The organism is Parasphingopyxis lamellibrachiae (assembly GCF_003385775.1).
Taxonomy (GTDB): Bacteria; Pseudomonadota; Alphaproteobacteria; order Sphingomonadales; family Sphingomonadaceae; genus Parasphingopyxis; species Parasphingopyxis lamellibrachiae.
This window is the reverse complement of sequence record NZ_QRDP01000004.1, coordinates 1418928-1431451: the sequence shown is the minus strand read 5'-3', so window position 1 is coordinate 1431451 and position 12524 is coordinate 1418928. Positions and strand designations below refer to the sequence as shown.

Here is a 12524-nt window from a genome sequence, read left to right as displayed (position 1 = left end):
CTCAGGGATCAATTGAGTTTGCCGAGTAAATCCAGCATCTCTTCTGGAATATCCTCGCTGACGGCCTCGTCATATGCAGAGCGCAGGGCATCTCCAATGTCGGCGCCGTCCTTGTCCTTGGAGGTGTCCGCAGCTGTGCCGATATTTTTCTTGTCTGGCTTGCGCAGATTTTTGCCAACTGAAGCCAAGATCTCAATTCCCGTCATACTCACGACCGTGCCCCTCCTAGCCTTTTAGTCGCGGGTTTCGCAACTGCGAATACTGTGCCGATGTTCCTTTCTTTCAAACCGACCGGATGTTTGATAATATTAGCCAATTCCAATTGGCGTGAAAATCGAATTTTGCTCTTGAGTTCGTTCGGTCGAACCGCCTAGTCAGGTCGGCAATAGTGCAACGGAGGAATCGCGAATGGCGTCATTGGGTGAGCAGCTTGCGCCACATCTTTCTCTCTTGAGGCGTTTCTCACGTGCTTTGACCGGCGATCAGAAACAGGGCGATGTGTTCGTCAGGCGAACGTTGGAATCGATTGTCGCCGAACCCGGCGCATTTCCCGAAGATGTCGATCCGCGACTTGGTCTGTACCGGGCCTTTCTGGAGATCTGGGCATCGACCAAAGATGCGGAGCATGCGGTCGCGCAGCTGGCGGAAGGCGATCATAAGAGCGAAGCGATCGCCAATGCGCGGCTTGCCATGATCGACAAAGTTTCACGACAGGCGCTGTTGTTGATCGAGGTCGAGGGTTTCTCGAATTCGGAAACCGCCTATCTTCTCGGTCGCGCGGAAAGCGATGTCGAATCGCTGATCGCGGAGGCGCGCGCCGAGATCGAAGCGCAGTTGAAAACCGAGGTTCTAATTATTGAGGATGAGCCGATCATCGCGATGGATCTGGAATCCATTGTTCGGGATCTTGGCCATTCGGTAACGGGTATCGCGGTGACGCGGGACGAAGCCGTTGCGGACGCGGCGAACCGCACGCCGGGACTGGTTCTCGCTGACATCCAGCTTGCCGATGACAGTTCGGGTATTGACGCCGTCCAGGACATATTGGCGAAAATCGACGTTCCCGTCATATTCATTACCGCTTTTCCCGAGCGCTTGCTTACCGGCGAGCGCCCGGAACCGGCGTTTCTGATAACCAAGCCGTTTCAGAATGCGACGGTGAAGACTGCTATCGCCCAGGCGCTGTTCTTCAACAAAACAACTGTGCCTGCCTAAATCCGTTATCCGTATCAGTTGATTTGATTGATGCTACACAACGCCGAGATGGGACGAAAAGGATACAAATGCCTGATAGCCGACCCCATTTGTCCAAGAATGACGCGCGTGCCGGAACGACCCCGAAAATGACCCGGACAGTTCTGGTCGTTTCGCTTGCGCTCATCGTTGCGGTATTCGGAATTTTGTTTTGGGCATGGTAATTTCGGCGCGATCCGTGTATGCGCATGCAGAAAATATCGAATATCACGTAAGATATTGATTTAATTGTGAAATTATACGTTCAGTAAATGAGTTTACCGGGGGGTACTGCAATTTCAAAGGCGGACAGTTCAAATGATGCGGCAGCGGAATCCGAACCGCTCAGCGATTCCGATTTCAAAGATCAGCTCGCCGAGGTCATCCCGCATCTCAGGGCTTTCGGCCGGTCATTGTCGGGGAATCGGGACACGGCCGACGATCTTGTCCAGGAAACATTGCTCAAGGCCTGGTCGGCCCGCAGCCGGTTCCAGGCCGGCACCAACATGCGTGCATGGACCTTCATCATCCTTCGCAACCTGTTTCTCTCGCAGATGCGCCGATCAAAGTTCACCGGGGAGTGGGACGATCTTGCCGCCGACAAACTGCTCGCCGCACCGGCTAGCCAGGATCGTCACGTCGAATTGGGCGATTTGCAGAGAGCGTTGATGGAATTGCCCGAGACGCAGCGCGAGGCGCTGATTCTGGTTGGGGCCGGCGGTTTTGCCTATGAAGAGGCTGCCGAAATTTGCGGATGCGCTGTCGGCACAATCAAAAGCCGCGTTGCGCGCGGCCGGACCGCGCTTGAGGAAATCATGGAAGACGGGAAGCTTGCGCCGCGGCAAACGCAGGAAAGCGACAATGAGAAGACGGCGATCCAGGAAATCATGAATGAAGTGGACGATCTCAGCAGTCGCTGAGTTGTTGGCCTATTTCAGCAAGTTGAGCAGTTCGTCTATCCTGTCGCCCCGCTTTACTTCCAGATCGTCATCTTCAAACGCCCTGCGCAGGCAATTGCCGATCAAACCCGCTTCATTCGGCCGAAAATCGAGACGGGCCCGGCTATCGGCGTGATTGCGCGAACCTGATTGAGGACGAGGCGAATTGTCGCTCATGCTCCAACAACGTAAGAGGCGCGAAATAGTTTCCTAGCGCTCAAAATATGGGGTTGCCCCAAACATCATGCTGAACATTTCCGCAAAAAACCGGATCGTTGATGCACTTGGTCGCGCCCGGGCCCATGCCCCGTTTCTCAATCGCCTGATCGAAGCCAATCCCGAATTTGTTGCAGAGCTTGAAACAGGCGATTTTTCAGAGCGGTCCAGTGACTTTTTACAGCGCCTGGAGCCGGTGCAGGGCAATCCGATGCAGCAACTTCGCCGCAACCGGCAGACGTTGGCGCTGTACGCCGCAATCGGGGACTTGTCGGGCCAGTTCACGCTTGAGGATACCGTCGGATTGCTCTCCGATTTCGCCGATTATGCATTGGACGCGGCGATTGCAGCCGCTTTTGACGAGCGCATGCCGGGAGAGGTGCCTGCCGGTTTCGCGGTCATCGCACTGGGCAAGCATGGCAGCCGCGAATTGAACTATTCCTCGGATATCGACCTGCTGTTTCTCTTCGATCCCGAAACCATGCCGCGCAGGCCGAAAGAGGAGGCGCAGCAGGCCGCCGTCCGGATCGGACGGCGGGTCGCCGAGATCCTGAACCAGCGCACGGGCGACGGATATGTATTCCGGGTTGATCTGCGGCTCAGGCCATCGCCGGAGGTAACGCCCATCGTGCTGACGATCGGTGCTGCGATTGCGCATTATGAAACCAGCGCCGAGCCCTGGGAGCGTGCCGTTTTCATTCGGGGGCGCGCAGCTGCCGGGGATATCGCGTTAGGGCAGGGCTTCCTTGATGCCATCCAGCCCTTCGTCTGGCGGCGATCGCTGGATTTCGGGGCGATCCGTGCGATCCGGGCCATGTCCCATCGTATTCGGGACCATTATGCACAAGGCCAGAAGTTTGGCCCGGGCTTCGATCTCAAACGGGGGCGGGGAGGCATTCGCGAGATCGAATTCTATGCCCAGATCCATCAGCTCATCCACGGCGGGCGTGAGCCGGAGTTGCGCGCGCCTGCCACGCTCGATGCTCTTTCAGTGCTGGGAGAGGCCGGCCAGATTGCGGCGGAAGACAGTATGCAGTTGGCGGATGCCTATCGCCTGTTTCGGACGATCGAGCATCGCTTGCAGATGATCGAGGATCAGCAAACGCATAGCCTGCCCACCGATCAGGCGGCCCTGGACCAGATCGCGCGGCTCCACGCCATGGCGGATGGCGCGACTTTGCTCGAAACGTTGTCAGGGCCGGTGGATTATGTCGGTACGCTCTACGATCAGCTGGACGACGAACGGCAGGAGAGGTTGCCTGGCGATCAGGGCCGTCTCGAACATGCATTGAAGCAACAGGGTTTCGCAGAGCCCCGGGACGCGCGGCACCGGATCGATGGATGGCGCGCGGGGCGGCTGCGTTCGACCCAATCCTCGGTGGCGCGCGAGGCGCTGGAGGCGGTATTGCCGTCCCTTATTTCCGAAATGGGCAAATCGCCGGACCCGACCGGCGTGATCAACCGGTTCGATGTGCTGCTCGATCGCATGCCCAGCGCCGTAAACCTGTTCCGCCTCCTCGAAGCCCGTCCGGGATTGTCGCATATGCTGGTTGCGGTGCTCAGCCACGCGCCGGCGCTTGCCGACGAACTCGCGCGTCATGCGGAGCTGTTCGATGGCCTGATCGATGCGACGGCGCTTGATTCGCCCGAGCCCCTGGACGAATTGACCGAGCTGCTGGAAAGTCGCAGCGCTTCGGCGGATTATCAACGGCGTCTCGACAATATGCGGCGGTTGGTAGGCGAGGAGCGTTTTGCGCTGGGTGTGCAGCTGATCGAAGGGCGAAGCGACCCGCTCGACGTTGCCGCCGGCTATTCGCGCGTTGCCGAAGCCGCGCTCAGAATACTCGCCGATGCGGCAGTTGCCGAGTTTGAAACCGTGCATGGCCGGATCGACGGCTGCGAGCTCGTGATACTGGCGCTTGGCCGATTGGGCGGGGAGGCGCTGACTCATGCTTCCGATCTCGATCTGGTTTATCTGTTTACCGGAGATCATTCAGCGCGATCCGATGGAGAGCGGCCGCTGGGTGCGACCAGCTATTTCCAGCGGCTGGCGCAGCGGGTTACGGCCGCGCTCAGCGTGCCGACGGCCGCTGGGCCCTTATATGAGATCGACACCCGGTTGCGGCCGTCGGGGGCGCAGGGGTTGCTGGCTGTCTCCTTCGACAGTTTCGAAGCCTATCATCGCGACAATGCTTGGACATGGGAACATATGGCCCTGGCGCGTGCACGGCCCGTCTATGGGTCGCAAGGCGCGCAGGTTGCTTTGAGGGGGATGATAGCTGCGATCCTGCGCCGGGAGCGGGAAACCGGGCCTCTGATCGCCGATATCCGCAAGATGCGAGAAGGGATCGCCGATCACAAACCCGCGGCGGGGCCGTTCGACGTGAAGCTTATCGAAGGCGGACTCGTCGATCTCGAATTCTGCGTTCACCTGATCCAGCTGCGCGATCATGCCGGACTTCATCCTCAGCTTTCCAAAGCCATCGCTGAGCTTGTTGCTGCGGGTTCGCTCGATGCCGGATTGGGTGCGGCGCACGATCTTCTCACGCGGATGCTCGTGACGTTGCGGCTGGTCGCTCCAACCTCGAAAAACATCGACAAGGCGAGCCGGGAACTTGTTGCCCGGCGATGCGGCATGGCGGACTGGGACGCGCTGCTTGCGGACTATGCCCGGGCAAGGCAATGCGTGACCACGGAATGGCACAGGCTTGCCATGATTCAGCAACAGGGAGATCATGAGTGATTGAAGAAGGCCAGATGGCACCGGGTGTGAAATTGCAGCTGTCGGATGAGAGCGAAGCAAAACTGAGTGCCTATCGCGGCAAGCCCGTGATACTTTATTTCTATCCCAAGGACGATACGCCGGGCTGCACCAAGGAAGCTATCGCCTTTACCGATCTTGCAGACGAATTCGCACAGGCCGGCGCGACCATAATTGGCGTTTCGAAGGACCCGCCGGCGAAACATGTGAAATTTGCCGCCAAACATGACCTCAAAATCACTCTCGCGACCGATGCAGATGGTTCGGTGACGGAGAGTTTCGGCGTCTGGGTCGAGAAGAATATGTATGGCCGGAAATATATGGGAATCCAGCGCGCAACCTTTCTGATCGACAGCGACGGCAAGGTCGCCCGCGTCTGGCCCAAGGTCAAGGTCGCCGGGCATGCCGAAGCCGTGCTCGAAGAGGTCAAGGCGCTCTGACGGCTCCTGTGACGCAACCCAGCCTCGCTTCGGCCGTGGCCGGCGTTCTGAGGACGGCGGACCCCAAAGCGAAGATATTTGCGGCGCGATCGACGGCAAGGGCTTGGCGGCGCGGGCATCTGGCCCATCTGTTCGACGAACCGATGCCGGACAGGCCCGCTCGCCCGCCCCGGCCCGAACTGCTTCCGCCCGCGAAGATGCCCCGCCGCGGAAAGGGAGGATCGGAGCGCGGGCGTATCGCGATGCTCCATGCAATCGCGCATATCGAATTTGTCGCGATCGACCTGGCATTCGACATGATTGGCCGTTTCGGCGCCGAATTTCCGGCAACCTTTGTGGATGACTGGATGCGTGTCGGCGCGGAAGAAGCGATGCACTTCGCGTTGCTTGACCGCCGTCTCAAAGCGCTCGGGTCGGGATATGGCGTGCTTCCGGCCCATGACGGCCTGTGGGAAGCGTCCGAAACGACGGCGCATGACGCTTCCGCCCGGCTGGCTATCATACCGATGGTGCTGGAGGCGCGCGGGCTGGATGTGACCCCTGCGATGATAGAACGGTTCGCTCAGGCCGGGGACGGGGCGTCGGCGGACATATTGGCGCGGATCATGGATGACGAAATCCGGCATGTCGGATTCGGCGTCAAATGGTTTGAATCATGCTGTGAAACGCTCGATGTTGCGCCGCAGCAACAGTGGAAAAGGTTGGTTTCACGCTATTTTGCCGGACAGCTAAAGCCGCCATTCAACGATTCAGCGCGCCGACAAGCCGGTTTGACCCGGGATTTCTATATGTCGCTTGCCAGTTAGACACTTCGTTAACAATGTCGCCTCACACCGGAAGCGGGGAGGCACAATACCGTCTCCGGGATGAGCAATTTTTCTGGTTTGCGCGTCGGATGGCGCTGCAGACCGCTAGTAACGGGTCGCAAAACCATTATGATTTCACGATTTTTCGCATTCGCCGGACGCTGTGTTTCAGTTCCTGCTTTTGCTTTCGCCGCTGTTCTGGCCGTCTGTGCCGTTTCAGCACCGGCTTCTGCTCAGACTACAACATCTGCCAGCGTCGAAAGTTCCGACGTTCGGGCATTATTCGCAAGCTGGCGGCAGGATGAGCGCCAACGCCGCGGTGTGATGGCTATTCCGTCGCTACAGCCTGTCGAAGGCTATCGCCTGACGAGTAGCTATGGCACGCGGAGCGATCCGTTCCGCCGGGGTCGCCGGATGCACAACGGTCTCGATATGGCCGGCCCGATCGGTACGCCGATATATGCAACCGCAGATGGCATTGTTGGCCGTGCACAATGGGTTGGCGGTTACGGCAAATATGTGGAAATCAATCATGGCGGCGAGATCCAGACTCGCTACGGCCATATGTCGGCAATTCTGGTCCAGCCAGGCGCACGCGTCACGCGCGGACAACTGATCGGTCGGATGGGATCGACGGGTCGCTCGACTGGCAGCCATCTGCATTATGAAGTGCGTATCTCCGGGCGCCCGGTCAATCCCGTGCCTTTCCTGACATCCGGCGACTATCTTGCTTCATTGCCCGCGACGAGCAGCCCGGCAGATGGTCCGGTCGCCGTTGGTGCCGGCCAGTAACGCTCTCCTGTTCCGGGAATAGAGAAAAAGGGGTTGCCTGCTTGTCGTGGGCGGCCCCTTTCCCTATTTTGGGGACATGACAGACGCTCCCACCATTGATTTGACCTCGTCTGCCGCAGCGCGCGTGGCTGCTATTGCGGATCGCCAGGGCAAGCCGGCAATATTGCGGTTGGCTGTGGACGGTGGCGGGTGCGCCGGTTTCCAGTATCGTTTCGAGCTTGCCGACGGCGTGACGGATGACGATGTCCTCACTGAACGCGATGGCGTGCAGCTGGTTGTCGATACGATCAGCCTTGATCTCGTGCGCGGCAGTTCGGTCGATTTTGTTGAAAATCTCGGTGGGGCGGCGTTCCAGGTCAACAATCCCAATGCCCAGTCGGGCTGCGGCTGTGGGACCAGTTTCTCGGTCTAGCTTAAACCGAGCTGCATGGCGCAGCGGCGGCCAGCATCGAACCCATGTGCGATTTCCTCTTCCAGCTCGGCTGTGATGGCCGCTGGTGGACTGGGCCATTCCTCAAAACCGAGCCGCGCATAAAAGGGCCCGTTCCAGGCCAACTCCCGGTCTGTCGTCAGCGCTATGCGGTCGAACCGCCCGCGCGCCTCCTTGATGCCCGTTTCCATCAACGCCCGGCCCAGGCCGTGCCCCTGATATTCAGACGCCACTGCCAGTTCATCGATATAGAGCAGCCTTTCGAGCGGGGTAGCGCACAGAAAACCCGCGCATTCGCCCTCATGCTCGGCAACCCAGAGGGTGCTGCACAACAATGCGCGCTCCAGCGTGGCGCGGTCCAATGGCGGATCGTCCATGGCGAATTCCATAACGGTGCCGCGAAACAGCTCGCTTGCCGATAGTTCAATTGCTGCAAGCTCTCTGATGTCCGCATGCTCGGCAGGTCTGATCGCCATATTCTGCCTTCCCACTGGCTGTTCGTGTTTCGACAAGGCATAAGTGTTCGCCATGAAAATTGCGACCTACAATGTAAACGGTATCAACGCCCGCTTGCCCAGGCTCATCGAATGGCTGGATGAACAGAAACCTGATGTGGTTTGTTTGCAGGAACTGAAAGGCGATGGCGACCGTCTGCCGATCAAGGCGATAGAGGAAGCCGGCTATGGCGGCGTCTGGATGGGGCAGAAGGGTTTCAACGGCGTTGCGATTCTCACGCCGGGCGGCGATCCGCGGGAATATCAGCGCGGCCTTCCCGGAGATCCGGAGGATGTACAGAGCCGGTATATCGAGGCGGAGATCGGCGATGTCATCGTCGCGTCCATCTACCTGCCCAACGGCAATCCGCAGCCGGGACCGAAATTCGATTACAAACTGGCTTGGATGGAGCGGTTGCTGGCGCGCGCTGAGGAACTGTATGCGCTTGAGCGGCCGGTAATACTCGCTGGAGATTATAACGTCATTCCCACGGACAATGATGTCCATTCGCCGGCTGCGATGGAAGATGACGCGTTGACCCAGCCGGAAAGCCGCGCTGCATTTCGGCGGCTGGGAGCGATGGGCTGGACGGATGCGCTCCGGGCGCGCTTCCCTTCGGGCAAGATCTGGACCTATTGGGACTATCAGGCCGGGGCCTGGCAACGCGATGCGGGGCTGAGGATCGATCACCTGATGCTGAGCCCGGTTGCCGCCGACCGCCTCGTCGATGCCGGCGTGGACAAGGAGTATCGCGGCCGGGAAAAGGCCTCCGATCATACGCCAGTATGGATCATGCTCGCCGAATGAGCCTTTTTGGGCTGCGCTACAGGGCCTTTTCGAAGATCGAATAGGTTCGGTTGATCTCGCCATTGATAGCATCGGCGATGGCGTTCATGCCCTGATTGTCTTCGAGGATCCAACCGACCTCAGCCCGGTCCGCGCCATAATTGTTGACGCCGCGTTCGCGGATCGTTTCGATCATCATGAAAGCCAGCTGGCTCGCAAGCCGGCTGTTCTGGTGCTTTTGCGCGACACCCATGAGGGGCACTCGATAGCCCGACCAGTGCTTCTTCCAGAGCCCGTAAAGCAGCTTCGCCCAGTTGAATGGCAGCAAAGAGCCGCCGCTGGTCTTGAGGACCTCATTGATATCGGGAAGTGCCAGCATGAATGCAGCGGGCTCGCCGTCATATTCCGCAATCAGGTTAACCTCTGGAATGATCGCGGGTTTCAGCTTCTTTTTGACATATTGCACTTCGCTGTCGGTGAGAGGAACAAAGCCCCAGTTTGCGCTCCAGGCTTCGTTGAGCAACGACAGGATCGTTGCCGCTTCCTCCTCATACCGGCTCATATCGATTGGCCGGATCACAATACGGCCATTCTTCATGCCGGATTTCACAATCCGATCGATGATTGGCGGAAAACCGCCCTTCACCGGAACGATAAAGGTGTGGAGTTTCTTGGCTTCCTGATGGCCCAGCGCTTCGATCCATTGCTGATAGGCCGGGTTGTGATGTCCCATCATGATCATCGGGCTGTGATCATGACCCTTGGTCAGGAGCCCGGGCTCATCCCAGATCGACAGGCTGAGAGGCCCCAGTGCGCGGGTCATGCCCTGTTTGCGGAGCCACTGTTCAGCCGCTTGCATCAATGCGGCGGCTACATCTTCATCCGCTGCCTCAAACAGACCCCAATTGCCGGTGCCGGGCCCCATACCCTGCTCCGGGGGCTGCTCCAGGGCGAGATGATCGATATGTGCAGAGATTCGCCCCACCGGCTGTTCACCGCGCCATGCGACAAACAGCTGTACGGTGGCATGCTCATAAAAGGGGTTTTTGCCCGGTGTAAGCAACTCCGCGACATCGCTGCGCAATGGCGGGACCCAGTGCGGGTCATTGGCGTTCAACTGATAGGCCGAATCGACAAAGGCTTTGAAGTCTGCCTTGCCGGCGACTGGACGAACAGCAATTTTCATGGTCATGCGGCGGGGGCTGGCTAGCCCTGCGTGCGCTGGCTCGGATGCCCGGTGGCCACCCCGCCCGACAGCTCGCTGACCCATGGATAGCGCTTCGCTTCCTCGGGCGTGTAACCGAGGTTGAACACCGTCGGGCTTTTTTCCTTCCGGTCCGGACGTTCGTAGAATGTGCCGAACGCTTTGTCCCAGAGGAAGCTGGTGATGCCGTAATTGCCGTTCTCATCATGGAAATGATGGGCCATGTGCCGCGCCTTCATCTTCGCAAGCCACGGATTGCGGGGCTTGTACTTCAGATGCTGGATGCAGTGGCAGAACTCATAGAAACAGGTGATCAGCAGGCCGGTGCCGACAGCCGCAGCTGCGCCGCCAATACCGCCAATCAGATACCCCACGGGGGTGAGGAACAGGATGATGGTCGGCAGAGTCGTGTAGAGCGCGCCGAAAAGCACTTCGAGATGGTTCGGATCCTGATGATGATCATAATGGATACGTTTCCAGACCGATGCGAAGACCTTGGTCTTGTACATCCAGCGGCCGTGCAGCACCCAGCGGTGGAGAATATACCAGGCCAGCGGGTAGAGGACGATCGCCGAAACGATGCTCGCCACAGTCTGGACTAGGGGCACAGGCTGCCATGCATAGACGCCAAAGGAGACGACGGCGAGAACCAGATAGGCGATGATCGCCGGATACTGAAAATATGCGACAACGAGTTCTTTTAGCGTCATCTTGTCCAGATAATGTGACCGCTTCCAGATTCCTGGCCGCGATGTTGCTAAGGCTCTCACGTCTAACTTCCTTTGTTCATTGACCTTTATGGGTCCGTAGCCGGGCTGCGGACTGCTCTATTGAGTCGCATATGAACAGGCAATGAGGCAGCTTTGCGACGAAAATCGAGCGCTTCTGGTGCCGGACAGACCGACTCGGCGTACCGGTTAGATGAGGCCGGTCCGCCGCGCGAAAGCGCCGAGCGCCTCGCGGTCTCCCTGATCGAGTCCAAGACGCAATGTCACCCAGCACAGTGGGGCGATCAAGACAAACAGAGCAATGGCCCGAACCGGAGCTCCCAGCGGCTCGAAAACCATGCCGAACAGAGTTAGTAATGCGACGCCCACGCTGCCGGCAACCAGCCCGCGCAGAAAGGCGAAGTCGAACGGATGGAGGCCGTCGCTCAATTGAAGTTCAATCACGGCGGCAAGGGCAATGGCTACGGCCCCGCAGCTGACGGCGAGCGCCATTCCTTCCGGCCCGTGCTCGGCAACCGACATCCAGCTGACAACCGCCCAGACACAAACTCCGATCATGCTGTTGATCAGCGGTAACAGGCGGTGGCCGGTCATTTCGACGATTGGCGTTGCCGGCCCGATTACCGCTTCGCCCATGCGCCCGAGTGTCAATATGACAAGCGCGACCATCGCGGTTTCCGCGCCCGGGCCGAACAGGCTCAATATGTCGGAACCGAGAAGGATCAGGAGACCGCCGATCGGCATAACAAGCGCAACCGAAAGGCGGGAGGAAAAGGCATAAAGAGGTGCTATCTTGGCGCGGTCCAGCGCGGCCTGTGCCGAACTGAGTGGGGCGAGTACATAGAGAAAGGCCTGCCGTACGATCAGCGGAACCGATGCGACCTTGCGGGCAATGCCGAACAACCCGGCAGCCGTGGCGCCCTGGGCACCGGGCAGGATCAGGTTGAGGATGATCGGCGGGAGATCGTTCAATATGCGGCGGGCAATGGCGCTTGGCGACAAGGCTATGCCGGAGAGCAGGATATGGAGGCGCAGCGCCGCCGGAACCGGCACGCGCATCATCAGGCGCAGATCATAATAGCGGCCGAGCAACCGCAGGGAGAGGATCGCCACGAGAAACAGCGACAAGAGATGCGCGAGGAGCAGGCCGATACTGGTCCATCCGGCGAAGAAAAAGCCGATGGCAAAAACGAGCCGTGCACATTGTTCCCAGAATATCCGCAAGCGGATTTCCGGCCCGAAGGCGCGGCGCGCGCGGGCGGCCGATGTCGCCACTTCGACAAAAGTCCAGAGCGGCAGGGCCCAAGCGAACAGGGCTATCATTTGCGGAAGCCGGGCGGCGTCTTCTGGTGCGGCAGAGATACAGCCAGCGATCTGCGGCGAAAAAAAGGCTATGAGTGCGGCGATGAGCAAGGCCGGGATCACTGTTACCAGCAGCGCGAATTTTACGGCGCCATGCGCGGATTCTTCATTTTCGACCGGAACAATCCGTTGCAAGGCCTGGGTCAGCGACAGGTCGACAACCTTCTCGGCCATGTTCACGGCAGACCAGAAGACTATGTAAAGGCCATAGGTCGCGATGCCGAACAGCCAAGTATAGATAGGCTGTGCGACGACTTCGATCAGTGCGCCCATCCGGGCCATTGCCGCCATCGCAGCACCCTTGGCCACATCGCCGCGATCGACCGTCGTCCC

At 59.1% G+C, this 12524-nt stretch carries 14 protein-coding genes; 8 read left to right on the top strand and 6 right to left on the bottom strand.

Annotation, left to right across the window (positions count from 1 at the left end):
* Nucleotides 1-8: 8 nt before the first annotated feature.
* Entirely contained in the window at nt 9-206 is a 198-nt protein-coding gene (locus tag DFR46_RS07070) for a NepR family anti-sigma factor (protein WP_116235803.1), read from the bottom strand.
* 202 nt (nt 207-408) lie between these two features.
* Between DFR46_RS07070 and DFR46_RS07065 the strand changes: the two genes are divergently transcribed.
* Entirely contained in the window at nt 409-1215 is an 807-nt protein-coding gene (locus tag DFR46_RS07065; RefSeq protein WP_116235802.1) for a response regulator, read from the top strand.
* A 290-nt stretch (nt 1216-1505) separates the two neighbouring features.
* Complete coding sequence (locus DFR46_RS07060) at nt 1506-2153, top strand: sigma-70 family RNA polymerase sigma factor (RefSeq protein WP_116235801.1); 648 nt, start codon at nt 1506-1508, stop codon at nt 2151-2153.
* A gap of 9 nt (nt 2154-2162) precedes the next feature.
* Here DFR46_RS07060 and DFR46_RS07055 read toward each other — a convergent pair whose 3' ends face one another.
* Nucleotides 2163-2348, bottom strand: a complete 186-nt coding sequence (locus DFR46_RS07055) for a hypothetical protein (protein WP_116235800.1) — start codon at nt 2346-2348, stop codon at nt 2163-2165.
* 67 nt (nt 2349-2415) lie between these two features.
* Here DFR46_RS07055 and glnE point away from each other — a divergent pair, with 67 nt between their 5' ends.
* The 5 genes from glnE (at nt 2416) to erpA (ending at nt 7598) form a co-directional block, all read left to right on the top strand.
* Nucleotides 2416-5130 (top strand): bifunctional [glutamate--ammonia ligase]-adenylyl-L-tyrosine phosphorylase/[glutamate--ammonia-ligase] adenylyltransferase, encoded by a 2715-nt coding sequence (glnE, locus tag DFR46_RS07050; RefSeq protein ID WP_116235799.1) that lies wholly within the window; start codon nt 2416-2418, stop codon nt 5128-5130.
* The gene (gene bcp / locus DFR46_RS07045) at nt 5127-5588 is read left to right on the top strand and encodes a thioredoxin-dependent thiol peroxidase (protein WP_116235798.1); all 462 of its coding nucleotides are present in this window, start codon (nt 5127-5129) and stop codon (nt 5586-5588) included. The genes glnE and bcp overlap by 4 nt, the downstream gene beginning before the upstream one ends.
* 8 nt (nt 5589-5596) lie before the next feature.
* Nucleotides 5597-6394 carry a ferritin-like domain-containing protein gene (locus DFR46_RS07040; RefSeq protein ID WP_245953729.1) on the top strand — a complete coding sequence of 266 codons (798 nt, stop codon included), beginning with the start codon at nt 5597-5599 and terminating at the stop codon, nt 6392-6394.
* A 324-nt stretch (nt 6395-6718) separates the two neighbouring features.
* Nucleotides 6719-7186, top strand: a complete 468-nt coding sequence (locus DFR46_RS07035) for a M23 family metallopeptidase (RefSeq protein WP_342769829.1) — start codon at nt 6719-6721, stop codon at nt 7184-7186.
* Nucleotides 7187-7262: 76 nt separating this feature from the next.
* On the top strand, nt 7263-7598 hold the full coding sequence (gene erpA / locus DFR46_RS07030) for an iron-sulfur cluster insertion protein ErpA (protein WP_116237209.1): 336 nt from the start codon (nt 7263-7265) through the stop codon (nt 7596-7598).
* Here the strand turns inward: erpA and DFR46_RS07025 are convergent.
* Complete coding sequence (locus tag DFR46_RS07025; protein WP_116237208.1) at nt 7595-8092, bottom strand: GNAT family N-acetyltransferase; 498 nt, start codon at nt 8090-8092, stop codon at nt 7595-7597. The genes erpA and DFR46_RS07025 overlap by 4 nt on opposite strands.
* Before the next feature lie 52 nt (nt 8093-8144).
* On the opposite strand from DFR46_RS07025, the gene xth reads away from it, so the two are divergent.
* Entirely contained in the window at nt 8145-8918 is a 774-nt protein-coding gene (gene xth / locus DFR46_RS07020; protein ID WP_116235795.1) for an exodeoxyribonuclease III, read from the top strand.
* Nucleotides 8919-8934: 16 nt separating this feature from the next.
* Here xth and DFR46_RS07015 read toward each other — a convergent pair whose 3' ends face one another.
* The 3 genes from DFR46_RS07015 to DFR46_RS07005 all read right to left on the bottom strand — a co-directional run bounded on the left by DFR46_RS07015 (nt 8935) and on the right by DFR46_RS07005 (nt 12482).
* Nucleotides 8935-10083: an N-acetyltransferase gene (locus DFR46_RS07015; RefSeq protein WP_116237207.1), complete on the bottom strand. Its 1149-nt coding sequence runs from the start codon at nt 10081-10083 to the stop codon at nt 8935-8937.
* Nucleotides 10084-10103: 20 nt separating this feature from the next.
* Nucleotides 10104-10811, bottom strand: coding sequence for a sterol desaturase family protein (locus DFR46_RS07010; RefSeq protein WP_116235794.1), 708 nt, complete (start codon nt 10809-10811; stop codon nt 10104-10106).
* Nucleotides 10812-11018: 207 nt separating this feature from the next.
* Complete coding sequence (locus tag DFR46_RS07005; RefSeq protein WP_116235793.1) at nt 11019-12482, bottom strand: lipopolysaccharide biosynthesis protein; 1464 nt, start codon at nt 12480-12482, stop codon at nt 11019-11021.
* Nucleotides 12483-12524: the final 42 nt, after the last annotated feature.

What these genes read in the sequence shown, in the direction of transcription:
- glnE (WP_116235799.1), top strand. Translation starts at nt 2,416, where the DNA reads ATGCTGAACATTTCCGCAAAAAACCGGATCGTTGATGCACTTGGTCGC.
- DFR46_RS07015 (WP_116237207.1), bottom strand. Translation starts at nt 10,083, where the DNA reads ATGAAAATTGCTGTTCGTCCAGTCGCCGGCAAGGCAGACTTCAAAGCC.
- DFR46_RS07025 (WP_116237208.1), bottom strand. Translation starts at nt 8,092, where the DNA reads ATGGCGATCAGACCTGCCGAGCATGCGGACATCAGAGAGCTTGCAGCA.
- DFR46_RS07010 (WP_116235794.1), bottom strand. Translation starts at nt 10,811, where the DNA reads ATGACGCTAAAAGAACTCGTTGTCGCATATTTTCAGTATCCGGCGATC.
- DFR46_RS07055 (WP_116235800.1), bottom strand. Translation starts at nt 2,348, where the DNA reads ATGAGCGACAATTCGCCTCGTCCTCAATCAGGTTCGCGCAATCACGCC.
- DFR46_RS07060 (WP_116235801.1), top strand. Translation starts at nt 1,506, where the DNA reads ATGAGTTTACCGGGGGGTACTGCAATTTCAAAGGCGGACAGTTCAAAT.
- xth (WP_116235795.1), top strand. Translation starts at nt 8,145, where the DNA reads ATGAAAATTGCGACCTACAATGTAAACGGTATCAACGCCCGCTTGCCC.
- DFR46_RS07065 (WP_116235802.1), top strand. Translation starts at nt 409, where the DNA reads ATGGCGTCATTGGGTGAGCAGCTTGCGCCACATCTTTCTCTCTTGAGG.
- DFR46_RS07070 (WP_116235803.1), bottom strand. Translation starts at nt 206, where the DNA reads ATGACGGGAATTGAGATCTTGGCTTCAGTTGGCAAAAATCTGCGCAAG.
- DFR46_RS07035 (WP_342769829.1), top strand. Translation starts at nt 6,719, where the DNA reads ATGGCTATTCCGTCGCTACAGCCTGTCGAAGGCTATCGCCTGACGAGT.
- DFR46_RS07005 (WP_116235793.1), bottom strand. Translation starts at nt 12,482, where the DNA reads ATGGCGGCAATGGCCCGGATGGGCGCACTGATCGAAGTCGTCGCACAG.
- erpA (WP_116237209.1), top strand. Translation starts at nt 7,263, where the DNA reads ATGACAGACGCTCCCACCATTGATTTGACCTCGTCTGCCGCAGCGCGC.